This is a genomic window from Bacillus sp. z50 (assembly GCF_058313585.1).
Map to the genome: position 1 here is coordinate 497,972 of NZ_JBZFQL010000002.1, position 24,390 is coordinate 522,361.

At 37.8% G+C, this 24,390-nt stretch carries 26 protein-coding genes; 4 read left to right on the top strand and 22 right to left on the bottom strand.

Annotated elements, in window-relative coordinates:
• Window positions 1–4: 4 nt before the first annotated feature.
• The 9 genes from AC4G3N_RS08240 to AC4G3N_RS08280 form a co-directional block, all read right to left on the bottom strand.
• Window positions 5–1,495, bottom strand: a complete 1,491-nt coding sequence (locus tag AC4G3N_RS08240) for a UDP-N-acetylmuramoyl-L-alanyl-D-glutamate--2,6-diaminopimelate ligase (protein WP_066100709.1) — start codon at window positions 1,493–1,495, stop codon at window positions 5–7.
• 216 nt (window positions 1,496–1,711) lie between these two features.
• Window positions 1,712–3,640, bottom strand: a complete 1,929-nt coding sequence (locus tag AC4G3N_RS08245; protein ID WP_491090009.1) for a stage V sporulation protein D — start codon at window positions 3,638–3,640, stop codon at window positions 1,712–1,714.
• 124 nt (window positions 3,641–3,764) lie between these two features.
• Entirely contained in the window at window positions 3,765–5,969 is a 2,205-nt protein-coding gene (locus tag AC4G3N_RS08250) for a penicillin-binding protein (protein WP_491090010.1), read from the bottom strand.
• Window positions 5,969–6,319 (bottom strand): cell division protein FtsL, encoded by a 351-nt coding sequence (gene ftsL / locus AC4G3N_RS08255; RefSeq protein WP_066100720.1) that lies wholly within the window; start codon window positions 6,317–6,319, stop codon window positions 5,969–5,971. The genes AC4G3N_RS08250 and ftsL overlap by 1 nt, the downstream gene beginning before the upstream one ends.
• Before the next feature lie 38 nt (window positions 6,320–6,357).
• Window positions 6,358–7,290 carry a 16S rRNA (cytosine(1402)-N(4))-methyltransferase RsmH gene (gene rsmH, locus AC4G3N_RS08260; RefSeq protein ID WP_066102300.1) on the bottom strand — a complete coding sequence of 311 codons (933 nt, stop codon included), beginning with the start codon at window positions 7,288–7,290 and terminating at the stop codon, window positions 6,358–6,360.
• A gap of 31 nt (window positions 7,291–7,321) precedes the next feature.
• Window positions 7,322–7,753: a division/cell wall cluster transcriptional repressor MraZ gene (gene mraZ / locus AC4G3N_RS08265; RefSeq protein WP_066102303.1), complete on the bottom strand. Its 432-nt coding sequence runs from the start codon at window positions 7,751–7,753 to the stop codon at window positions 7,322–7,324.
• A gap of 275 nt (window positions 7,754–8,028) precedes the next feature.
• The gene (bshC, locus tag AC4G3N_RS08270; RefSeq protein WP_175354214.1) at window positions 8,029–9,654 is read right to left on the bottom strand and encodes a bacillithiol biosynthesis cysteine-adding enzyme BshC; all 1,626 of its coding nucleotides are present in this window, start codon (window positions 9,652–9,654) and stop codon (window positions 8,029–8,031) included.
• 80 nt (window positions 9,655–9,734) lie between these two features.
• Window positions 9,735–10,124, bottom strand: coding sequence for a DUF3397 domain-containing protein (locus tag AC4G3N_RS08275; RefSeq protein ID WP_077247941.1), 390 nt, complete (start codon window positions 10,122–10,124; stop codon window positions 9,735–9,737).
• Window positions 10,125–11,024, bottom strand: coding sequence for a 2-dehydropantoate 2-reductase (locus tag AC4G3N_RS08280; RefSeq protein ID WP_148629540.1), 900 nt, complete (start codon window positions 11,022–11,024; stop codon window positions 10,125–10,127). It abuts the gene before it with no gap.
• Between the two features lie 395 nt (window positions 11,025–11,419).
• Between AC4G3N_RS08280 and AC4G3N_RS08285 the strand changes: the two genes are divergently transcribed.
• The gene (locus tag AC4G3N_RS08285) at window positions 11,420–11,881 is read left to right on the top strand and encodes an N-acetyltransferase (protein WP_139891303.1); all 462 of its coding nucleotides are present in this window, start codon (window positions 11,420–11,422) and stop codon (window positions 11,879–11,881) included.
• 94 nt (window positions 11,882–11,975) lie between these two features.
• Here AC4G3N_RS08285 and AC4G3N_RS08290 read toward each other — a convergent pair whose 3' ends face one another.
• The 4 genes from AC4G3N_RS08290 to AC4G3N_RS08305 form a co-directional block, all read right to left on the bottom strand.
• A complete protein-coding gene (locus tag AC4G3N_RS08290) occupies window positions 11,976–12,530 on the bottom strand; it encodes an RsfA family transcriptional regulator (RefSeq protein ID WP_139891304.1) in 555 nt (184 codons plus the stop codon).
• A 97-nt stretch (window positions 12,531–12,627) separates the two neighbouring features.
• Window positions 12,628–13,386, bottom strand: coding sequence for an enoyl-CoA hydratase/isomerase family protein (locus tag AC4G3N_RS08295; RefSeq protein WP_066100732.1), 759 nt, complete (start codon window positions 13,384–13,386; stop codon window positions 12,628–12,630).
• Between the two features lie 59 nt (window positions 13,387–13,445).
• A complete protein-coding gene (gene rpmF / locus AC4G3N_RS08300) occupies window positions 13,446–13,619 on the bottom strand; it encodes a 50S ribosomal protein L32 (protein ID WP_066100735.1) in 174 nt (57 codons plus the stop codon).
• Between the two features lie 52 nt (window positions 13,620–13,671).
• Window positions 13,672–14,205, bottom strand: a complete 534-nt coding sequence (locus tag AC4G3N_RS08305) for a YceD family protein (RefSeq protein ID WP_066100738.1) — start codon at window positions 14,203–14,205, stop codon at window positions 13,672–13,674.
• 242 nt (window positions 14,206–14,447) lie between these two features.
• Here AC4G3N_RS08305 and AC4G3N_RS08310 point away from each other — a divergent pair, with 242 nt between their 5' ends.
• The gene (locus AC4G3N_RS08310; RefSeq protein WP_139891306.1) at window positions 14,448–15,659 is read left to right on the top strand and encodes a nucleotidyltransferase; all 1,212 of its coding nucleotides are present in this window, start codon (window positions 14,448–14,450) and stop codon (window positions 15,657–15,659) included.
• Between the two features lie 60 nt (window positions 15,660–15,719).
• On the opposite strand, the gene AC4G3N_RS08315 is transcribed toward AC4G3N_RS08310, so the two are convergent.
• Window positions 15,720–16,739, bottom strand: a complete 1,020-nt coding sequence (locus tag AC4G3N_RS08315) for a SepM family pheromone-processing serine protease (RefSeq protein WP_066100745.1) — start codon at window positions 16,737–16,739, stop codon at window positions 15,720–15,722.
• Window positions 16,729–17,520: a patatin-like phospholipase family protein gene (locus AC4G3N_RS08320; protein WP_066100748.1), complete on the bottom strand. Its 792-nt coding sequence runs from the start codon at window positions 17,518–17,520 to the stop codon at window positions 16,729–16,731. Before AC4G3N_RS08320 ends, AC4G3N_RS08315 begins: the two co-directional genes overlap by 11 nt.
• A gap of 200 nt (window positions 17,521–17,720) precedes the next feature.
• Here AC4G3N_RS08320 and ylbJ point away from each other — a divergent pair, with 200 nt between their 5' ends.
• Window positions 17,721–18,950, top strand: a complete 1,230-nt coding sequence (gene ylbJ, locus AC4G3N_RS08325) for a sporulation integral membrane protein YlbJ (RefSeq protein WP_066100751.1) — start codon at window positions 17,721–17,723, stop codon at window positions 18,948–18,950.
• Between the two features lie 63 nt (window positions 18,951–19,013).
• On the opposite strand, the gene coaD is transcribed toward ylbJ, so the two are convergent.
• A complete protein-coding gene (gene coaD / locus AC4G3N_RS08330; protein WP_066100752.1) occupies window positions 19,014–19,496 on the bottom strand; it encodes a pantetheine-phosphate adenylyltransferase in 483 nt (160 codons plus the stop codon).
• Between the two features lie 26 nt (window positions 19,497–19,522).
• Window positions 19,523–20,074: a 16S rRNA (guanine(966)-N(2))-methyltransferase RsmD gene (gene rsmD, locus AC4G3N_RS08335; protein WP_066100754.1), complete on the bottom strand. Its 552-nt coding sequence runs from the start codon at window positions 20,072–20,074 to the stop codon at window positions 19,523–19,525.
• A 477-nt stretch (window positions 20,075–20,551) separates the two neighbouring features.
• Between rsmD and AC4G3N_RS08340 the strand changes: the two genes are divergently transcribed.
• Complete coding sequence (locus AC4G3N_RS08340; protein ID WP_066100755.1) at window positions 20,552–20,941, top strand: DUF7147 family protein; 390 nt, start codon at window positions 20,552–20,554, stop codon at window positions 20,939–20,941.
• A 33-nt stretch (window positions 20,942–20,974) separates the two neighbouring features.
• On the opposite strand, the gene AC4G3N_RS08345 is transcribed toward AC4G3N_RS08340, so the two are convergent.
• From AC4G3N_RS08345 to AC4G3N_RS08365, 5 genes are all read right to left on the bottom strand, one after another.
• Window positions 20,975–21,247 carry a YlbG family protein gene (locus AC4G3N_RS08345; RefSeq protein WP_066100758.1) on the bottom strand — a complete coding sequence of 91 codons (273 nt, stop codon included), beginning with the start codon at window positions 21,245–21,247 and terminating at the stop codon, window positions 20,975–20,977.
• A gap of 348 nt (window positions 21,248–21,595) precedes the next feature.
• Window positions 21,596–22,033 carry a YlbF/YmcA family competence regulator gene (locus AC4G3N_RS08350; protein WP_066100761.1) on the bottom strand — a complete coding sequence of 146 codons (438 nt, stop codon included), beginning with the start codon at window positions 22,031–22,033 and terminating at the stop codon, window positions 21,596–21,598.
• Between the two features lie 189 nt (window positions 22,034–22,222).
• Entirely contained in the window at window positions 22,223–22,462 is a 240-nt protein-coding gene (locus tag AC4G3N_RS08355) for a YlbE-like family protein (protein WP_066100764.1), read from the bottom strand.
• Between the two features lie 18 nt (window positions 22,463–22,480).
• Window positions 22,481–22,882: a spore coat protein YlbD gene (ylbD, locus tag AC4G3N_RS08360; RefSeq protein ID WP_066100766.1), complete on the bottom strand. Its 402-nt coding sequence runs from the start codon at window positions 22,880–22,882 to the stop codon at window positions 22,481–22,483.
• A 177-nt stretch (window positions 22,883–23,059) separates the two neighbouring features.
• Window positions 23,060–24,124: a CAP domain-containing protein gene (locus AC4G3N_RS08365; RefSeq protein WP_491090012.1), complete on the bottom strand. Its 1,065-nt coding sequence runs from the start codon at window positions 24,122–24,124 to the stop codon at window positions 23,060–23,062.
• Between the last annotated feature and the right edge of the window lie 266 nt (window positions 24,125–24,390).

Consider the following 24,390-nt stretch of genomic DNA (forward strand, 5'->3'; position numbering starts at 1 on the left):
GGTTCTACTCCCTTTCGTCTCTTCGGTTCAAATTTAATTTCTGTTCAATTGCTTCTAATGCGACTTCTTTATCGTCAAAATGAAGAACTTCCTTACCAATGATTTGATAATTTTCATGACCTTTTCCGGCAATCAGGACTACATCACCAGGTTCAGCACTGAACACGGCATCATAAATTGCTTCCTTACGATCAGCAATAACTTTGTAATCATAGCCGGCGACACCATTTTCCATATCAGAAAGAATGGATAAAGCATCTTCACTCCTCGGATTATCAGATGTGAATATGGCATTTGAACTATATTCACATGCTACCCGAGCCATAATTGGACGTTTTGTACGATCACGATCACCACCGCAGCCAACGATCGTATATACTTTTTTAGAAGCAAACTCATTGATTGTCTTCAGAACATTTTCCAAGCTATCAGGTGTATGTGCATAATCTACTATAACTGTAAATTCCTGTCCTCCGAAGACCGGCTCAAAACGCCCCGTCACTCCTTTAATATTCTGTAAAGACGATAAGATCTGATTGATATGAAGACCTGAAACAAGTCCAACAGCAATGGCAGCCAGACAATTGTATACGTTGAATTTTCCAATCATCGGGATTGTTATTGGACAGCTATGGTCTGGCGTTGTCAAAGTAAATTTTGTTCCTTCTGAAGTAATAATAATATCAGTTGCCCTAACATCTGCTTTTTGAATAATTCCATATGTTACCACACTAGCAGAAGTTGATTTTTCAAACATGATGGATGCTGAATCATCAGCGTTTAAAATGGCATACTTCGGCTTATTATCCTGATAAGTATTTCCTAAACGTGAGAATAATAAGCTTTTTGCATAACGGTAATTATCCATTGTTCCATGATAATCAAGATGGTCCTGTGTTAAGTTTGAAAAAACAGCAATATCGTAATCACAGCCAAATACACGCCCCATATCGAGTGCATGCGAAGATACTTCCATAACTGCAGTATGTACACGATTGTTCACCATATCTGCAAATGTTTTTTGTAAGGTTAGGCTATCAGGTGTTGTATTTTTTGTTTCGAACTTTTCAGATCCAATCTTCGTATACATGGTTCCGATTAAACCTGTTGTATAGTTTGCATCCTGAAATATTCTTTCTACCAGATGACTAATTGTTGTTTTTCCATTTGTTCCGGTAATTCCGATTAGATTAAGCTTTTGTGTAGGGTGGCCATAAAAGAAATCAGCCAGTAAAGCCATTAACTTTTGTGTGCTTTTAACAATTACGACAGGTACAGAGAGTGATAGAGGCTTCTCTGCAACAATAGCGACTGCTCCATTTCTAACCGCCTCTTCTGCAAGATCATGGCCGTCGACAGTATATCCCTTAATACAGATAAACAAGCTGCCTTCCTTTACCTTGCGGTGGTCATTCTCAATGGATGAAATAAGAGGGTTGCCATCTCCCTGTTTCTGTTTAAACGGTATTCTAGAGATTAATTCATCGAGTTTCATAAAACTGTTCCTTTCTTTTTAAAGCAATCTTCACTATTGTATCGTAATTTAAGCCGTTTAGAAATAATAAAGTATATAATCTTCTAGTCAGGTAAAAGAATAACCGCTTACACTTTTTTCAGATTACGAAGAGGCAGCTGAAAAGAACTTTTATCAGCTGCCAATTTGTTATTCTATGCAGAAATATCCTGAAAGCAGCACCACTTTTATAACCTATTATTCCTCTGTATCATCCTCTTCCAGATATATTCGGATGGAAGAACCCTCTTTCAATTTGACACCTGCTTGCGGTGATTGCTGCACAATCCGATTTCCGCTCCCAGACTTTTCTACTTTGAAGGTAGAATATTGCTCACCCAAATCCTTTAGTGTCATTCCAATCAAATCAGGAACTTCTTCCATTCTCGGATCTAAATAGTTTTTTTCTTTCTCTACTTGATTTTTACGCTGCTCAATACCAAGTGCTGGCAAACTATCCTTCATGATCCTTCCAACAATAGGAGCTGCTACGACCCCTCCAAATTGAACCGTTCCTTTTGGATTATCAATCGCTAAATAGACAACCAATTGCGGATCATCAGATGGTGCAAACCCGATAAATGAGACAATGAAATTATTTTCTAGGTATCTGCCGTTTTGAGCCTTCTGAGCTGTACCGGTTTTCCCGCCAACTCGATAACCATCAACAAATGCACCTTTCCCTGAACCTTGTGCCACTACTGTTTCAAGAGCTTCACGAATTTCCTTTGAAGTTTCCTTTGAGATAACATTCCTTTTCGCCTTTGGAGTTTTCTTAATGATGGTATCACCTGTGACAGGATTTACAATTTCTTTTGCGATATAGGGGGTATAAAGTGTTCCGCCGTTAATCGCCGCCGACACAGCCATCACCTGTTGGATTGGTGTAACTGAGACTCCTTGGCCAAAAGCAGTTGTTGCCTGTTCAACCGGGCCAACTCGATTTATATTAAATAAAATCCCTTTCCCCTCTCCCTGTAAATCAATACCCGTTTTTTCTCCAAATCCAAAGTCATGAATATAATTAAATAATTTTTCTTTTCCGAGTCTTTGACCAAGCTCAACGAACCCAGGGTTACAGGAGTTCTGTACTACCTCAAGGAATGTTTCAGATCCATGTCCCCCCCGTTTCCAGCATCTTAAACTAGCTCCGCCTACCTTTGTATAGCCTGGATCATAAAAATGATCATTTTTCAAATCCACTTTTCCTTCTTCAAGCGCTGCGGCCAACGTAATAATCTTAAATGTAGAACCTGGCTCATAGGTACTCCATACAGGTAAGTTCCGATTATAAACCTCAGGTGCCACATTTCTAAAATTCGACGGATCAAATGTAGGCCTGCTCGACATTGCCAGTATTTCTCCTGTATTAGGATTAACGGCAATAGCAACAATACCATCGGGGTTATATGTTTCTTCGGCAATTTCCAGTTCTCTATCAATAATCGTTTGAATTCTGCTGTCAACTGTTAGCTTTAAATCATACCCATTTGCTGGAGCTTTATAGTCATCAGCCATATTCTCCATCCGTTTTCCTTTTGCATCAGCATAAAACTTAACATACCCTTTTTGTCCCTTCAGCTCATCATCATAGGCCAATTCAAGGCCCATCAATCCTTGATTATCGATACCCGCAAATCCAAGAACATGTGCCAGTGTAGATCCTTTAGGATAATAACGAATTGAGTCCTCAGCAATATAGACTCCTTTTAAATCTAAGTTTCTAATTTCTTTTGCTTTATTGTGGCTGATTTTTCGGCCTTCAGGTATCTTTACGATAGACGTATTTGAGGTTATGAGTTTAAAAGCTTTATCCGTCCTCATATTCAGTACTGAGGCTATTTGTTTAGCTGTATCCGCTGGATTCACCACCTGGCGAGGGACAATATAAACAGTAGGGGCGGATTTATTGGTAGCATAAACCACTCCATTACGGTCCTTGATCTCTCCCCGTTTTGGCTCAAATGGAACATTTCTGCTCCACGAATCTTTAGCTAAGCCCGTCAAAAAATCTCCTAAATAAAACTGAACATATCCTAGTCTGATGATGATTACCAGAAATACGAACAATCCGATCAACAATGCTGCGATTAATCGTTTTCTGACAGTAATATTTGATGCTCTCATGCCCATCCCTCCAATGCACGACTCTTTTTCACTGTATGCTTGTACCCTTTGGTTTATGTATGCACATTATGAAAAGAAAAAAAGAGCCTGATAGCTTTAAAAGCTATCAGGCTCTGAAATAAATCTAATCGGATTCTACATCCTCTTCCTTGGTTTTTGAACTATTCTCTTTTGATTTTTCATATATGGTTTTAGGATTCTCAAATTGAACAACTAGGAAAGTATCATCCTTCAATTTTGTTCCTGCTTTTGGTTTTTGAGTAACAGCATACCCGGAGCCTGAAGTATTTAACTCCACCTCCATTAAGGAAGCCGCCTTCATAACATCCCTAATTGACCATCCTGAAAAATTAGGTACTGTTAAGTCGCCATCGGTCAGAAGAAGAACCTTCTCTCCTTGAATAATCTGAGATCCTGCACTCGGCGATTGTTTAGAAACACTCATCCCTTTCCCTATAACAATAGGTGTCAGGCCAAGCTCTTCAACCTTCGCCTTAGCAGTCTCAACATTCGTTTCTTTTAATTCAGGAACTTCACTAGTGGATTTTTTCTTTGTATTATCTGATTTAATATTTAGGTACTTTAATGTATTTTCCATTACTGAGTTAAATACTTGGGAAACTGGGGCTGAACCAGACTCAGTAGCGCTGATTTTCGGCTGTTGAATAGCCACATATACTACAACCTCAGGATTATCCTTCGGTGCCATTCCTAAGAAAGAAAATAAATAATTTTCATGACCAGTAGCGTAACCCGCGCCAGTTTGACTGCGAATCTGAGCCGTTCCCGTTTTACCTATAACATCATAGCCATCCAATTTATATGGCTTACCGGTTCCATGTTTAGAGGTTACGACCGTTTCCAATATATCACGCACCTCAGCTGCCGTTTCCTTGGAAATCGGTTTGCCTGCTACAGTAGGTTTCGTTTCCTTCAATACTTTTTTCGTGTTGGAGTCCACAATTTTTTCAACTACATAGGGCTTCATCATTTTTCCGTCATTTGCGACGGCAGTTGCTGCCTGAATCATTTGGATCGGTGTAACAGTTGAACCCTGCCCAAAGGCAGTCGTGATTTGTTCAGATTTATATTTATAAACAAATTTACCGGTCGTTTCACTCGGGAGATCAATACCTGTTTTTTTACCAAAACCAAAGCTTTCAAAGTATGTTAAAAGTTTTTCAGTTCCGATTTTTTCATCAGCCAATTTAGCAAAAGCAACATTTGAAGAACGTTGAACCCCTTCTAGATAGCTAATCGTCCCCCACCCTGCTCCACCATTATGGTCTCTTATCGGTCTAGAACCTTTAATCTTAAACATGCCTGATTTATATTTTTCATTAGGATTAAATACTCCTTCTTCAACAGCAGCAGCCAACGTAAAAATCTTCATGGTAGAACCTGGCTCAAAAGATTCTTCAACCGCTAGATTCTGCCAGGTATCTGCAAGTCCATCCCTTGTGTTTAAATCAAAAGTAGGGCGCTGTGACATAGCCAATATTTTCCCTGTCTTTGGATCTGCTACGACACCAATCATTTTAGTTGGGTTGTATTTCTTATTGACTTCCGACATTGCGTCTTCTAAAAAGATTTGAATTTTTTTATCGAGCGTCAGCTGAACAGAAGCTCCATTCGAAGGTTCGTTCACTACCGTCTCTTTATTAGGAAGAATATTTCGCCATAGGTCACCCTCAAACTTGATAGATCCATCCTCTTCCTGTAAATACTTATCCAATTCTTTTTCTAGCCCTAACGCTCCAGTTGTTTTCCCTGTTTCTTCATTATTCTCAACAAACCCTATTACATGTGAGGAGAAGATTCCATTCGGATAAAATCTCTTCGTATCCTTTACAAACGTAATACCTGGTAAATTTAATCCTTCGATATCATTTTTTTGTTGATGGGTTAAATCACGTCCAGCAGCACCAAATTCAGTTTGATAAAGTCCCTTTTTGTTCAAACGACTTAATATTTCGCTTTCATCCATATCAATGTGCTCAGCCAATACTCTTGCTGTTTCTTCCTTATCTACAACATGTTTTGGCTTTTTCGGATTTTCAGTTACAGATGAATTAAGGAGGGCAATTAGCTTATAGGTTGACGTATCCCTTGCCAGCACCTCACCATTTTTGTCAACAATCGTTCCTCTTTGTGCCGACAAGGTACGGGTGACTTCATACTTATCCTGCGCTTTAGCAGCAAGCTCCTGTCCACCGGCAACACCAGTATACTGAATATACAAAAAGCGAAAAAATACTACACAAAAAAGCAGCCCAAATATTACAAATAAGAGTGCTGCTCCCCTATTGCGGCTTTTTCGATTACTCATTAATCTTGCACTACCTTAACATTTTTATCTTTTAGTGTTAATCCCAATTCTTTTGCTTTTTGCCAGATTCGGTCATATGTACTTAACTCCGCCACTTGATCTGCATAATCTTTATTAAGCTTTTCCTGATTCTCTATCTTGCTTTCAAGAGCAATAATTTCATTATTCGTTGAGTATATATTCGCTTGTGCGGAAATGATTTTTACAGCAAAGAAAGCGATAAACAATGAGAACGTTAAATATAGAATCTTCTCACCAATCGTAATGCCGCCTTTTACTTTAACCTTCTTTGTTGTTGTTCCTACATGACGTTGCTGTTCTTGCTGAAGTTTTCTTGCTAAACTACTCAAGTTTATCCCCTCCCATTAAATAATTTTTCATAATCTATTCATTTCTTTTCTGCTATTCTTAATTTAGCTGAACGCGCTCTTTTATTCGCTTCCACTTCTTCTTCACTCGGTAAAATCGGTTTTCTGGTTATCAACTTTAAATCCGGCTCGAATTCTTTTGGAATAATCGGCAATCCATGTGGCATTGGCGGTAATTCCGAATGTTCTTTAAAGAAGCTTTTGCAAATCCGATCTTCCAACGAATGGAACGTAATCACTGAAATTCTGCCGCCTTTATTGAGCATAGGAAGCACTTTTTCTAAAGATACTTCAAAAACTCTCAGTTCATCATTCACGGCTATTCGTATGGCTTGAAAGATTCGCTTAGCGGGATGTCCGCCTTTTCGCCTTGCTGGAGCAGGGATAGCTTCCTTAATAATATCTACCAAATCAAAGGTTGTACGAATTGGCCCAATCTCTCTGGCTTGTTCGATTTTGCGGGCAATTTGTTTCGAAAACTTTTCCTCACCGTACCTAAAGAAAATCCGGACCAACTCTTCGTATGTCCAGCTATTCACTACATCATAAGCTGTTAAAGGAGATGATAGATCCATTCGCATATCAAGTAATGCGTCATGGTTATAGCTGAATCCTCTTTCCGGGGTATCAAATTGAGGAGATGAAACACCCAGATCGTATAGAATACCGTCTATCTTTGTAATACCTAATTCAGTGAGTTTTTCATCAAAATAAACAAAATTACTATTAATTAATGTTACCTTGTCCATATAAGGCTCTAGCTTCTTCTCTGCATGCTTTAATGCAGTCTCATCCTGGTCAAACGATATTAATCTTCCTTGTCCGGATAAAGACTTCGCAATTAATTCACTGTGTCCTGCGCCCCCAAGGGTACAATCAACATAGATACCGTCAGGTTTTATATTCAGTCCATCCACAGCTTCTTTTAATAGTACAGTCGTATGATTAAACATTTCTTCACCTTCCTGAAAGGAAGTATGCGCATTAAATATCAAAACCAATCATATTTTCAGCAATCTCTGAGAAAGATTCTTCTGATTCCGAGAAATATTCTTCCCATATTGATTTACTCCATATTTCTATCCGGTTAGATACTCCTAAAACTACGCATTCTTTTTCCAATTTTCCATAGTTTAAAAGTGGTCCCGGGATGTTCACACGTCCCTGTTTATCCAGTTCACATTCAGTCGCACCTGAAAAAAAGAAACGGGTAAATGCTCTTGCATCCTTCTTCGTAAGTGGAAGGCCTTTTAGTTTTTCTTCAAGTTGAGACCATTCATCCAGTGGATATCCAAACAGGCATTGATCAAGGCCGCGTGTAATTACAAACATATCGCCTAAACTTTCCCGAAATTTAGAAGGTATGATTATGCGTCCTTTTGAATCAATTGAATGATGGTATTCACCCATGAACATGTCCTTCACCCCACTTCTCCACCTTAGAGTACCACATCGCCCCACTTTTCTCCACAATTTATATAAAAAAACTTTAATATTTGAATAAAATTTCAGACTATGATTCATTGATTTCAGCCAAGCCTAGAAAAACAAAAAAAACTGCCTTTCTAAGACAGTTTTTTCTAGATATTATTATCTGTTTTTTTATGTTCTATTTGGACAAAAGCTTCCATAATTCACTCTTTATTTATTGTCAAACGAAGCAAATCTCCACTTAAGTTCTTACAGCATCTTTATATGGTTACGACATAATGCGACCCATCAAATTCGAGCGATTCCGCCAAGAGGCAATCGACCCATAATGTCCCATATTGATTGAAAAAGTAAAACGGATTGAGAATTCTTTCCTGCAGGCCGCCTGCCGGATGGAGACTATTTTCGACACGATTGTATTTTGCAATCGTTTCTTCATTTTTTCTCTCTAAATGGCTCTCCACCTTTTTCTGCATAAAAAGGAGCTGTTCTTTAATCAAGTGGCGATTTTTTTCGAAAAGAGGTTCCAATCCTTTATCGAATTCAACCGCTTTTTGTTGCCACGTAAGATGAGCAGATTCCAGATTTTTAATTATACTGCTATATGTATCCGGAGCCTGTTTACGCAATTCTTCCAGATAGAACTCCCTATCCTCTGAACAACCTTTTCTCAAAACTTTTTCCAAGGGAAGATTAAGTTCCTCTAATAATCTTTCAATATTTCCTTCCAATAACGTAAAGGAAAGTCGAGGCCATATCGGTGGCATCTTTTCTCCAGTCATGGCAAACGCAGGTTTAATTTCACTCCAATAGGCAATCTCGCCGGGTCCAGCTATAAATCCTAAGACAGGAAACAGTTTTTCCTGTAAAAGTGGACGAGATACAACATTTGTACTGAAATACTCTGGATGTTTAGATAGTAAACGATCCAGCTCTATTTGTGATAATTTAATTCCGCTTCCCTTCCCAATTAAGTCACTTGAACCTTCTTCACGTTCCAACAGCAGCCGGTTAAGAGTTGAAGGCTCGTAGTAAAATAAGTTCGTACATTGTTCATCAAGATCAATAATCGGATTATATCCGTTTTTTTTCAAAAGATTTTGCTGTTCAATTACGGCTTTGCTAATTCCTGCTTCATAAGCAATTTGCTGATAGACAGGCCCAGCCAGCTTCCTAAAGCCTGGGTCACCTGAATCCACCATTAAGAGACCATGCATTTTAAAGAGATCATTTATAAGAATAGCGAAAAAATCGGTGATGGTTTCGGATTGATCAATTGCTTTTTCCGCCCAATCCAGCAATTCGTTCGTACGCTCTGTCTCTCCCCATAAGGAAAATACATCCTGCAGCCAATCTTTCGCTATATCCGGATTCATATTAATATCAGATATCATTTTTTTCGATAAAGGTTTTTCCGGGTACACGATTTTTTTAGTTTCATGCCCCTCTTCAGCGTAAACATGATTAATCTCTTGGTAATCATGATCCTCACCAGCAATCCAGAAGATTGGGACTACCCTTTTATTTAATCTTTCACTTTGTTCCTTTGCCAATTTTATAATCGAGATAACTTTATGAATAGAATACAGCGGTCCAGTCAATAATCCTGCTTGCTGGCCCCCAACGATTACTAAAGCATCCTCACGCAAGGCATCGATATTTTCCTTTACTTGCTCTGATATTCCATATTTACTCATGAAGGATTCAATATAGGTTGCCATTTCATCTCGTGGATAAGTTCGACCATCAAGCCAATCCGCCCGATCTTGAATATGCTTCTCATTCTTCCAATCATACTCTGCAAAAGATTTATTTATACTTCCCTTGATATAGTCAGATGCAAAACTATTCATAGCTGGAAGATTCATTTTTATGTATTCCATCATCAATGGTTGTCTCCTTTTGAACAAATTCATATAACAGTATATCATTCCCTTTGAAAGCTTTAAAAGGTATTGCTACTCGCCTATGTAAATACTTTTACTATTCTCTCAAGAATCCCAATTGCGGCCAATAAAAAATAGGCGGCAGAGAATAACAGGAATGAAGCTCTCCAAAAACCAGTGAAAACTCTTTTCAAGTCAACCTCTTCCCTTACTTTGTAATGCATAAACAACACAGCGGAAGCGATTATAATCAAGACAATTAAAATAATCCATAAGTATGAATGTTCAAAAAGAGCGATGATTGCATAATGAACTGCCATAATCAAAAAAACCGTCGTAGCGTCGGCAGAAAGCCTGACTGCCTTTTTGTTATTTTTAAGCATCTGTCGGGAAATTGTATATACGGTCAAATAAACAATAATTGGCATGATTACGCAAATAGCGATAAGGCCTGCTAATAAGCTGTCCACTCACATCTCCTCACTTTCTTCCATACCACGCACCATATTAAACAGCATTTTACATTGAGGTGCTGGGATATCATTCTTATCTGCTTCGCGAATACAATATCCAAGGATTGCCTCTATTTCAGTTTTTTTACCCAACTGAAGATCCCTTAACATAGAAGAGGTATTCTTAGCTGTTCGACCACATATTGTAATAACTCTCTCTAAATAAATCTGATGCTCAGTTTCCGGAATTAATAACGAATGACAAACCTCCTGACAGATGGATTTCAACAGCTTAATGTAATATGTATTTTTTATTAATTCACCGTTGCGAACCCCTAATATACTGGTCAACGGGTTTATAACAGAATTAATAATCAATTTTTCAGTATGAATTGATTTGATATCAGGGAGCAATTGCACCGGAAAACCATCCGTATCCAAATATTCCATACCCGGCAGCTTCCTTCCTCTATATAAGCCCATTTTTATCATTCCAATTCCTGTATGGTGAACCGTATGATTATTTTCCCGAATGGCACCATGCTCAACAATCCCAGTATAGATTGTGGAAACCAGCAATTCAGGTAAATGAGCGAAATGGCTCATACCGTTTTGTAAAAAGACAACTGCAGATGCATTCTCTTCTAGTAGAGACCATAGTTCTATGAGAGCGGTCTGCTTTACGCTTAGAATGATGATTTCTTGTCTTTGAATTAAATGTTCCGAATCATCAATACATACCGCATTAATATTTTTATAATTAACCTCACCCTGCATGTCAATTAGGGTAATTCCTTTTTCATTAATTTCGTCCGCTTGTAATGATGTGTGCGTGAATAGCGTAATTTGATGGTTATCACTCAGCTTGGAGGCTGCCAATAATCCAATTGCCCCTCCTCCTATTATCCCAATCCTCATGTTTTCCTCCAAGTGATCTTTTGCAATAATTGTAACATTTGCTATGTATGATGAAAAGAAACTCCATCCTGTTTTAGTCAATCGTCATTTAGCTGAATTATCGATGGCTTCCTCTCTATTTCCTTGTAGTTTGGAGGAATAGCATAATCGCTTATCAACCACTTCATTCTTGTGGCTGGATTAATCATGAACTCCGCTCTATTTCTTTGTCGATTGGCCGGATTACCTACTTATTCGGCTGAATTTCACACTTATTCACACTTATTCGGCCGATCACTCACTCAACCAGTGTTCAGCAGCCGTCCTGACGACTAAAAATTATGATTTTTCTATATATTTAGCTATAATGGAAATATAAGTATAAACTTTTCACATACATTTAAGGGGGCTATGAAGTGAGTGTAAAGGTTGAAAAATTACGCGTTAACTACCGCACGCTTGAAGAATTCAAGAAATTTAAGGAATATGGTTTGCAGGAATTATCCATGCTAGAAGATCTGCAGGCAAATCTTATTGAAGATAATAGCGAATCACCTTTTTACGGCATCTATTTTGGGGATAAATTAGTGGCCAGGATGAGTCTTTATAAAATCGATGCCAGGTTTGATAAATATTTTGACCCTCCACAGGATTACTACGAAATATGGAAGCTTGAAGTTTTACCGGATTATCAAAAAAAGGGATACGGCTCCATGCTCGTCCAATTCTCCAAAGACCTTGGCCTGCCGATCAAAACAAACCCAAGAGTCCATTCGCGTACTTTTTGGGAAAAACAGGGCTTCGAACCTGTAGAGTATGATATGGAAAGAGATTTAGGAGAGAACCCACTGATTTGGCAGCCTAATAATGATAAATAGATTGACTTTAAGCTTTCCAGCGAGAAAGCTTTTTCTTTTCATCAAACATTAATAGAAGCACACCTTTTAAAAAGGCATGCTCCTGTAGCAATCATCATTTTTCCTCCGATAATTGACGTGCCCGATTCAGTAAATCAAGCAATCCACGGTAATCCTTCTCCATCTGCTTAAATCGTATTTCTACTGTATCTCTCTCTTGAACTAAATAATCTGCGTGCTTTTTTAACTCTGAGTATTCCAGCAGTAATTCTTCAGGCGAGCGGAATGATCGTTCTTCCAACCTACTCTTTAAGTTGGTTAAATAGGCAATAACCGTATCTAGAGAAAGATTGAGCTCAGCATCCCCGACTATTCCGACCGAGATTTTTTGTTCCTCACACTGCGGCTGCTCCACCTCCAATTCCGCAGTCCCTAGCGATTTTTTAAGATCTTTACGTACTTTTTTAGCCAGCTCTATCCCTTCCGAATATTGCTTACGGACATAAGAATTCCATCTAAAGCCACATGCAGCCGGAGTTCTCGACAACCCTTTACCAACCTCTTCAAATGCTTTTAATTGTGTGCTTCCCTCACGGATATGGCGTAATACCACCTCCGCCAAATATACATCCTCATCCTGCGACCATCCATCCTGCCTTGAACCTGTCATCCACTCTTCCCCCCAATAAGCATTCATAATATTCAATCATATGCGTCTAGTAGGAAAGATAGAATAAACAAGATTCTATTAACATGATAATCGCTTCTTATTGAGACTTTTTCTGAAATCGTTCCACAGTCTCCATATGGAATGGTAATACCCATAACTCTGAACATCGTTTAATCTCTTCTTGCATCCGTTTATACAAATCAGATGCTTTCTTTTTGCGGATAGTCATACTTTTATACGCCATCAACGCATTAATATCATTTTTAATAATAGGCTCAATAATCCCTACTATGGTTTTCTCATCTATATTTGACACAACGCCATTTGCAAATCCATACAAGCTTGCCTCTTCTTCAGTAAATTTTCTCCCCGACATCAGCCATTCCAGTCCCTTGGATTCTGCCACCCTCTCAAGTAAAAGAGCTCCACCGCCCCAACCGGTGGTAATTCCCTGCTGAATTTGAATAAAGCCCATAAAAGATCCTTTTTTTACATATCGAAAATCACATGCTGTAGCCAGTTCCAATCCACCGCCGACAGCCGGTCCATTTAAAAAAGCAAAAACAGGCTTCGGCAAAGTAGCTATTTTATATAAAATTTCTCCCATACGCGATAACATTTGGTAAGCATCTTTTTGATTATCAAGAAGATGAAAGACTTTTAAATCACCACCCGAACAAAAAACATTACCAGTTCCTGTGATCACCATGGCCTTACAATTTCCATCCGTTTTCACTTGTTCGATGGACTCTTCCAATAAATCCATAACCTCAAAATTTATGGCGTTCCTAACATGCGGCCGGTTTAGCGTAACAAGCAAATATCCTTCTTTTTTCTCCACAATCACTTCTTTCACCGTGAATCCCCCTTAAAAACAAAAAAGAACACAGGTTTCCCTGTGTTCTCTCGAGTTGATTATTTATTTACAACTTCTTTTCCTTTGTATGTTCCACATGCTTTACAGATACGGTGAGATAATTTCATTTCACCGCAGTTTGGGCATTCAACCATACCAGGGACTTGAAGTTTGAAATGCGTACGACGCAATCTCTTTCTAGTTTTCGAAGTTCTTCTGAAAGGTACAGCCATGTTTTACACCTCCTTAAAAAACGATGGTTCTATGGAAGACTTATGTAGTCTTTCATTTTTCACTGTTATCATCATTGTTGTCAAAAAAATGGGCCAACTTTGCCAGTCTTGGGTCAACTTTTTTAACTTGTTGGTCCTCTAAGATTAATTCCCAGTCATCTCCAGCTAGCGGAGCAGCACCTACAGGATGATCCGTATCACAGAATACCTGCAATGGAATCTCCGTGAGAATTATTTCTTTGATTACCGGCGTAAGATCCACTACATCACCCTCAGCCACATGATATTCTCCATCCTCAGTCTCCATACCTTCATATTGATTAAAAAGGTATGTCTCTGTTGTTTGAACATCGATTGGGAATGGGACATCAACTAAGGTTCTTGAACATGGTAATGTCAATGTACCAGATATTTTCAAATGAAAAGTAACTCGATTGGAACTCAAGTCAGCTTTCCCAAATACACGAATTGGTGAAATATCACGAATTTGCGGATCTGCCTTTTTCAGTTCAGAAAGATCTGCTGTCTCATCTACATTAAAACCATTGTCGCGAAATTTTTGCAGTTGTGGAATTGTCCATTTCATATTATATCACCTCAAGGCAACAAAGGTAATTATAGCTTTGGTAAATTCATTTGTCAATGTTTTTTCTTTACAGCCATATGTGATACCCTTATGCAAATTTTAAGCGCTTATCTATTTATTTTACCCGAAATGTTTCATTTTGAAAACAGAATTAATCAAGTGCAAGTTTAGGGAATGCTTGCTTCCTGATTCCTCCATCATATACTATAAAAAAAACAACCATTTATCAGGAGGTGTACAATATGAATGCCCTGGGACTTGTAGTAGAATATAATCCTTTTCATAATGGACATTTATATCATTTACAACAAGCCAAAGCTATTACAAATGCTGATGTGACCATAGGCGTGATGAGCGGAAATTTCCTTCAGCGGGGGGAACCAGCCCTGGTGGATAAATGGACAAGGACTTCCATGGCCTTAAAGGCTGGTATTGATCTAATCATCGAACTTCCATTTGTTCATGCTGTTCAAAAGGCTGAATATTTCTCCGAAGCATCTATCCTATTATTAGAGGAAGTTGGCTGTCAGTCTGTTTGTTTTGGCAGCGAGCAAGGAGAAATAGAACCTTTTATACATACATACTCAATTATTCAGGAAAATTCTAAGGAAATCGATCAATGGATACAGCACTATAGCAAGGAGGGATACAGCTACCCCAAGGCTGCCTCTCTGGCCTTTTCGGAACTACAAGCGCGTCATCCTTCTATGCTTTCTTTAGACCAGCCTAATAATATCCTTGGATATCACTATGTATCCGCGATTTTAAAACATAAATTATCCATCGAGCCAGTAACCATTAAACGAACAGGTTCCGGATATCACGATCCAACTCTCATGCCAGGTACAATAGCAAGTGCAACTGGTATACGGAAAGAATTAATGGAAAGCGGTAAACTGGATGCTATCTCTTCCTTTGTTCCGGATACAACATTTGCCCATCTAAAAGCATATCTAACAGAGCAGCGCACTTTGCATAATTGGGAGTTGTATTGGCCATTTTTAAAAGTTAAATTAATCACGACGCCCGCAGAATCTCTTGCCCAAATTTACGAAATGAAAGAGGGCTTAGAGAATCGATTAATTGAAGCCGCTGAACGCGCCAGTAATTTCATGGATTTTATGTCATTAATTAAAACAAAGCGTTATACCTGGACTCGGCTACAAAGAATACTAACCTATACGCTGTTAAATTTCACAAGAGATGAAATGCCAAAAGACCTGACTCCGCCATATATTCGCGTATTGGGATTTACAGCTGCCGGGCAGCAATATTTAAAAAGCATAAAAAAAGAAAAGGGAAATCAGATCGTATCACGCCTAGCAGCCTGTAAAAATCCTTTAATAAATATTGATAAGAGGGCTGCCATTGTTCATGCTGCCGCTCTTCCCTCAGCTATTTCTATGAAAGCTCAAAAACGTGAATATATGTCACCCATTGTATTAACTGATTAAAAAACGAAGCCATTGATTCACCGTACGAATCAATGGCTTATGCTTTAAATCAAGCAGCTCTTATTTCATGCTTTTTAAATAATCCAGTGCATCATCAACTGTGTCCACAGGAACAATAATCATATCTGTTCCAATCTCTTCTGCTGTTTTTACAGCAATTTTATAATCCGATTCCTCAGCACCTTGTTGATTGGGTGCAAAAAACACTTCCGCATCTGCACGATCAGCTGCTACAATTTTCTGATCAACACCACCGATAGGACCGACTGTTCCATCATCAGAAATGGTACCTGTTCCTGCTATTTTCTTCCCTTTCGTGTAATCCTCTTCCGTTAATTGATTAAAGATCTCCAATGTAAACATTAACCCAGCAGAAGGCCCCCCAATGCTATCTGCGTTTATCTCGATATCTCGGTCTGTTTCAACACTTCGATCCTCAACCAAGGTAATGCCAACGCCAACTCGTCCAGTTTCCTCTAGCATCTCCAATTGAAGTGTCTTAACAATATTTTTATTATCACGCTTTATTTCTAATTTCACTTGGTCCCCAGCTTTTTTCGAGGAGATATAGTCTATGAAAAATTCACTTGACTCAATTTCACTTCCATCGACTTTAATAATTCGATCTCCAGGTTTCAATACTCCGTCTGCAGGTTTACCCTTGGCAATCTGCAGCACATATATGCCTTCTACTTTTACTTTGGCTTCATAGCCTGCTTTTTTATACCCGTTCAGGATAGCGGATGTTTGGGAATCATCCATCAATTTCAATTGTCTAACCGTATATTCTTCATCGGTTTCATCCTGACTTCTAATTTGTTCCAGTTCATAAATCCTATGATAATCTGCTATTTTAGCCCATGCATATGTATAAATATTCGCTCTGCCCATTCGGATCGTTGTCAGCATAAAAGAGCCATCTGCTTCACTTCCATTTTCAACCTCTACAAATTGCTCCAATGTCTCCGCCGACCCAGGGGTGGAAACATAATAAGGCAATTTATAAAATGCAGCCAGAAATGCCAGCAATAGAACTGCAACCCCAATTTTGCCTATATTAAGTTTACGCTTATGCTTCATCTTTTTTCTCCTTCCAATGCTGTATGGCCTCTTTAATCTCCGGCAGTTTTTTTCTTGCTTCTTGCTCCCCAATCATAATAATTTCAAGAATGTTTGTAAATGCCAATGAACTAAATGATTCTACAGCAGGCTGAATCATTACGTCAGCGTTAATCCCTTTCATTTTGACAATTTCCATTTGCAGTATATCTAAACTTTTAAAAATAACATCGTATATAGATTCAATATCCGTATCTCCTCTTGTTGCAGAGACATCGCTTGCAATCACAATATCCGCTCCCATTTCTTTCACAACCGATACAGGGACCCGATCCATTAATCCTCCATCTACAAGTAATTTCCCATTAATCCTTTTGGGCACAAAAATGCCTGGTATAGAAATACTTGCTCTTACCGCTTCATAAACAGGACCTTCCGTAAAAATAACTCTCTCTCCTTTTTCTATATCCGTTGCCACTATAGCCAATGGAATTGAAAGATCCTCTATATTTTGATTTTTTGTAAATAATCGAATGTATTCCTCAATCTTTTTCCCGGCTACAAAACCTAATCTGGGTACAGTCAGATCCATAAAGTATTTTCTTTTAAATTGCAACGAAACTTTTTGCAGCAGTTCTAAATCTGATCCACTTGCATAAAAACTGCCTATTAAAGCTCCCATACTGCTCCCGGCTATGCAGTCGATATTTATACCTTCACTATTTAGCACTTTTAATAAACCAATATGTGCAAATCCCCTTGCACCACCAGAGCCAAGCGCTAATCCAATTTTAGGTTCCATTTCTTTTGACTCTCCTTTATCCGTACTGATTTAAGGCATGTTCCCTTAATAGGAGTCTTAGTTCTAAATTATTTTACTTTGAGTATATTTTGTTATTGGGGACAACCCAGCTATATACAAAACTTCTTTTGATTTTACTAAATATATTTTAGCACCAGATTATTTACCACGCTTAAATTTAATAAGGGAAGGGATATAAATTGGATAAATCAATCTTAAAATCAATGCTTTTTGCGTTAATTGCAGTTATTATGGCAGCTGCATTGATCTTGATGCCACAGGAAGCCTTCGAAGCCTCTGTTCGAGGGTTGAATATATGGCTTGAAATTGTCTTTCCTTCCTTATTGCCTTTTTTAATTATTGCAGAAATGTTGATTGCATTTGGTGTCGTAAAACTACTGGGTGTCTTTTTAGAGCCACTAATGCGTCCATTGTTTAAGGTACCAGGAGTAGGAGGATTTGTATGGGCAATGGGACTTGCATCCGGTAATCCTTCTGGAGCAAAACTAACAGCTAGGCTGAGAGATGAAGGTCAGCTATCCAGAATAGAAGCTGAACGGTTAGTGTCGTTTACCAGCTCATCGAATCCATTATTTATTTTCGGTGCTGTATCTATCGGTTTTTTTAATAATGCTAAACTTGGAATACTTTTAGGATTAACTCATTATGCAGCGAATATTTTCGTCGGTTTAGTAATGAGGTTTTACGGGAGAAATGAAGAGAAAAAAAATCTTAACCGCAGTAAAAAAGATACAAGTATTTTCCCAATCATGACAGCTTTAAAAAGTATGCACCGTACCCGTCTAAATGACCAGCGGCCATTTGGAAAAATATTAGGAGACGCAGTTAATTCCTCCATACAAACCCTTTTGATGATTGGAGGATTTATCATTATTTTTTCCGTGATCAACAAGCTATTGTTTCACTTACATATTACCAGCTTCTTTGCATCCATTTTCAGCAGCCTGTTCCACACGCTTCATCTGCCATCTACTTTAAGCATCCCTTTTATTTCGGGGTTATTTGAAATCACGTTGGGATCGCAATTAACAAGCCAAGCTGGCGGTGCAACACTATTGACACAAGCAATCATAGTCAGTGCTTTACTCGCATTTGGAGGATTCAGTATACAAGCTCAAGTTGCCAGCATCTTAGCCGAAACAGATATACGCTTTAAACCATTCTTTCTTGCACGCCTCATCCATACATTTTTTGCTGCGATACTTACATTGATTTTGTGGAAACCTGTATATCTGCGATTATCTACTTCTGAAAATACATCAATCACCGAATTTGTTTTTTCAATGGAAACGCAGGGATTATCCAGCACTATCTTCAGTTTCTTCCTTAATTACGGTGCATTGATTACTATTCTTTCTTTGGCTGGCTACACCCTTTTATTATACATACAGTATAGGAAATCCATATAAAAAGCCAATCCCTAATTTAAGTAGGATTGGCTTCTTTTTAACAGCAATATAAATGAGTACATTTTATTCAGACATCTTTATTCTCAGCCGTTTTTGTACACATTCAGGAACAAGCTCTGAAACATCTCCACCGTACTTCGCTACTTCTTTTACGATCGATGAGCTCAAAAAAGAATATTGATTATTTGTCATGATAAAGAATGTTTCAATTTGATCGTTTAATAAGCGATTCATAGAGGTGATTTGCATCTCATACTCGAAGTCAGAAACGGCTCTCAACCCTCGGATGACTGCATTTGCATTTCTTGCCTTAGCATAATCCACGAGCAACCCCTGAAAGCTATCCACTTTCACATTTGGTATATGGGCAGTTGCTTCTTCAATGATTTGCACTCTCTCCTCCACAGTAAATAGAGATTTTTTAGCAGAATTATGAAGGACACCGACATATATTTCGTCAAATATGTTTGCTCCTCTTTGAATAATATCAAGATGTCCATATGTTATAGGATCAAAACTTCCAGGACATACAGCTATTTTCTTCACTATTCTCCCCCCATTTCTATAAATATTTAACGCTCAAAAAAGGACACAGCCGTAATGCCATACTTTTCAACACGGAACTTAGTAAAATTACCAATCTTTTCAGGCAACGTTAATTCTTCTCCATGTTCGCATATTATCATACCGTCTTCTGCCAATAATTCAGCACTTTCGATTTCTTCAATAAGAACAGGTATCATATTAGCTATTTTATAGGGAGGATCCATAAAAATGAGGTCAAATTGAGCTTTTCTCTTTCCAAGAGCTTTTAATGATCTTAAAGCATCACTCCTATGTACCTCGGATTGACTTTCGAATTTACATGAACTGATATTCGTTTTAATAATTTGAATAGCTTTTGAGTCCTTATCAACAAAAACTCCTTTTTCCATTCCTCTGCTCAAGGCTTCAAGCCCAAGGGATCCGCTTCCTGAAAATAAATCCAGAACCGCTCCACCTTCAAAATATGGTCCTACAATATTAAATAAAGATTCTTTTACTTTGTCCGTTGTTGGCCGGGTTGTCATGCCTGGAACAGCCTTTAATGGCCTTCCTTTACAAGTACCTGAAATGACTCGCATAATCTGTCACCAAATTTCATATGTATTCAACTTTCTAAAATATCCTACCACAAAATCTTGATTTCACAAATAGAAATCAAATTTCTGCGATCAGTGAATAGTTCAGGTTGATTTGGTCATACTACTAACAACAACATCTTCAGAGGTGTTGTTGCCAACCGCGGAGAAGACTTACGTTTCCCCATAAGTTCTTCCTCCGGTTTCTCCTCTCCCTTTGCCTTCTGCGTTTGTAAAAGCGCGTAGAAGGAAGCCCTGGCGCCTATGTGTGCCAGGGCTTTTCTTTTAGGTGAATTAACTACAGATCAACCGACACCCATTTTTTCCACAGTGAACAAGGTGGACAGTTTCAAAAATAACTAATTTGATTAATAGAACAGTTGATTCGAACACTTTATTGGGATACATTTATATTCCTAATGAACTAGACCGGATTATGATACACTTATCAATATCCGATTTACAGGAGGAAAAACAAGAATGAATCAACGTTTTATAGAACTAGGCCCCGGATATTCTGACCTTTATGAGCTATTGGAATTAGCAAAGGCTAATCAATATCGAATCAATTATTTTTTATGCTTACAGTCAGAGGGACCTAGCGGCAAAGTCATGTCGTTTGTATTGGTTATGAAAAAATCAAGCTATGGCGACTTCATCCCACTTTATATTTGCAGAGAAGGAATACCTGTTTTAGTTAATAAGCCAAGCAAGCGTTATGAACTTTTTGACCAAGCAGCCAAGGAGCAAGGTAAAGAAATTATATCGTTGGAAGTTAGGCATTCATCTACTTTTGCTGACCCTGACCTTTATTATCAGTATTTAATAGGTATCCTGCGCATGAACCGTTTTTTACCCCCATGGCAATAAAGAAAAACCGGACCCATTAGGATCCGGTTTTCTTTAAATGCCTATTCTATATTCTTCCTTTTCTTTTTCATGCTTTTTACTCTCAAATTCAGTTTTAATAAAAGGTTTTTGAGAAAATTCAACTTTTTTGACAAAAGCATAGGAAGATAATTTTTCTGAAACTGCTTCTATTTCGTCCATATTTACATATAATACGGCATATTTTAATTTGCGGGAAACATAATGCAGATTGCCTGTTTTACGCAGAGTTTTCACTTGTTTTAGACTATGCAGCCAAACAATCAGGCTTTGCCTTTCTACAAACATATACATACCCCTTTAGGATGCAATTTATATTTAGTGTACCATATTACTAAAAGATGTATCAATATTTAGAAATGCTATGCAGAATTAGTGAATAAATCTAGAGATTGCAACTAACTCGATTATCTCCTTGGATAGGTCTGCACTATCAGAGTTTATATCAAAAATGATAGGAGTACTTTAAATGAAACTGCATAATAGAAAAGATATCGATCCCACTTTCCTATGGAGAATCGGATAGGTTTATCATACAACCTCAACGTTTGTATTAGTTGCTACAAAATCTAATTTCGGCCATATACCAAAAGGCAACCCCATTTGTTCTGGGATTGCCTTTTTTTCTCGTTCCTATCAGGAACATCCACAGCTTCCTCCGCTGCCACAGCCTCCGCTACAGGATGATTCAAAAAACGGATTTCCTGTCGGGACTTTTATATGAGGGGATACTGAATGACCAATCAGCATACTAATTTCATCAAGTAATTGCTGTAAGTTTGTTTCAGCCTGTTTATATTCAATAACAGATGGATGAAGGTCCATTTCTCTTTTAGCCTCACGAATTGCTTTAGAGACAGTACGATAATCCGGATGGTATCTTCCGAAACGCTGTACTTCTTCGTAAGCGTCCTTTAAAGAATTAAACGCTTGAATTTTTTTCTGGGCCGTTTTATCCTTATACATCTGAGTTAAACTTAAAAAGTATTGCTTAGCTATATCTGAGTTCATTATATCTTTAGCCAATTGTTCAGCATGGTCAATGATTTCAACCGTTTCAATAGTAGCAAGCATGAAAATACTCACCTCCAACTTTATCATACCATGTAATATCCAAGGATGCTATAACTTAGAAATATTATCCACCTATAAAAGATATATGGCTTGTCCCCTATTACTTTGGTAAGTAGAAGAAGTAATTCGCTGCCAAACACCCCTTACTTCATCTACTCTTACAGAACGTCCTCATTTTTTTAGGAACCGTTATTCACCAGTATTCATTGACTGAAACATCGAAACCATCATAGAAGCCATTTGAACGCTGTTTGAAAGCTGATGAACACGATCCGGAATCGTTTTTTTAAAAAAGTACTTAGCTTCAGTATCAAATTTCGAAAAATCCTGTGGATTTCTGCACAAACGTCTGTACCAGATTGGTTGTTGCCTCAAAAAACTCAGTAAATCTTCATCTGCCTCAATTAATTCATAGATATCTTGTCTCAAGCTCTCACTCCTACCTAGCTAATCTTGCCGAAATTTGAAAGGATGATTATTCTGGACGGAAGGTGGTGCACTTTCTGATTGTCCGGAAGATTGAAATTGAGACATGACTCCCTGAACCACTCCTAAAACCTGACTAAAATTCCCAATTTGTTTTTGAATTTGATCAGGGTCCATTTTTTTAAGTTGATTTAAAAGCTGCGAAATAAACTCGCCCTTATCTGTTTTTTCAGTCTCATCCTTTTCCTTTTTTTCCTCTTTATATTCATTCCACACTTCATCCTGATCACCCAGCAAAGACCAATCTTCATAAATTTCCTGCCATGTTTTCTTACCCATTCTTACATCTTTTACGATTTTCGGATTACTCTTAAGAAAAAGCTTAAAATCCTGGACAGAAGGATGCAATTTGGAATCATCCATTTAATTTCACCTCACCACATGACATACGCCTAGGGTAGTATATGTTTCGAAATATAGAAAAGTGATGCATATTTCCAAAGAATTCCGCACATAGACTTCCTTTATACAAATAATATTTACACACAAAAAAGAGCACTGAGGAGAAATACTTTCCTTCAGTGCTCTTTTTTGTATCATTTAATCAGATAACGCAACAAAGTTTTGAGTATAGTATCTTTTATATACTCCCACACCAAGGCGCGTAAAATCTTCATTTAACATTATATCTCTGTGCCCTTTACTATTTAACCATCCTTCAACAGCCGCAATTGCATCTGTATACTGAGCAGCTATGTTTTCGCCAGCTGAGTAGTAAGAAACACCGCCTTCCTTCAAACGATCACCAACATCTTTATCATCGGGTGATACATGATCGAAATACTCATTCACCATCATGTCTTCGCTATGTTTAAATGCCACAGCTGAAATTTTTTCATCAAATTCAAGGGTACCTAAGTCAAAACGTGTTCGTATGATATTTGTCAAATCAAGAATTTGCTGCTGACTTCCTTCTTCAACCAGCTTCCATTCTTCATCCGTTAACTCTTCAGGTTCATCCAATTCTCCACGGTATGTCAGCTCATATGGCTTATGCATAATCAATGTCTTTGCATCCATAAACCTCACACCTGATACCTGACCGAGAATTTTATCCAAATAAACCTGAGCATACATATCGCCAAACTTTATTAGAGGGCGATAATGAAGATCTTCTTCCGACAACTCGAAACGATATTCAGTGCCTTTCCAATTCAGTTCTATATAACTATTCATATTCAATTCCTTATACAAGGACTCCACTGTTTGATCAATAAAGAATGGATATAAATTAATATCTTCTGCTGAACTGTATAGGGTTACAATTTTTTTATCTTTTTCGTTTACGCCAAATTGTATATACTTACTTAATGTATCATTATAGATCCACCAGTTATATCCATAAACTGAAGGATCAATACGGTCTGGCTCCCCATATTCATCCAGTAACTGATTACTGGTTTTACCAATCCATTTAGATACACCCTGTTCAGGTCTGGATTCGTTATCTGTTAATTCTTTAATCTTATCCGAAGTTTCCATTGTATTTTCATTAACGGAATTTTGATCAATGATAGCTGTATTTTCTTTGACATCATCTTTAACCGTTACATAGATGCCGAAGATAGTGATTAAAATTAAACTAAAGAAAACCCTAAAGACCAATTTCAGAGGTGGTCCCTCCTGTCATTCTTACTTTATATTTTTTTATTATACCATTAGAATTCAAACAAACCTATCACTTAAATGTAAACAATGAAAAATAAGTATAATATAAACATATTGGATAGCAAAATGAACGAATTTACCTTTCTGCCTCTATAAAAGAACAATTTATTGCAGATAAGGTAAAATAATACTAAAATTAAAATTGAGAATTTCCAAAACTTGTTTCATACCGAACAAAGCATTTTCTAAAAGGGGATAGGAGG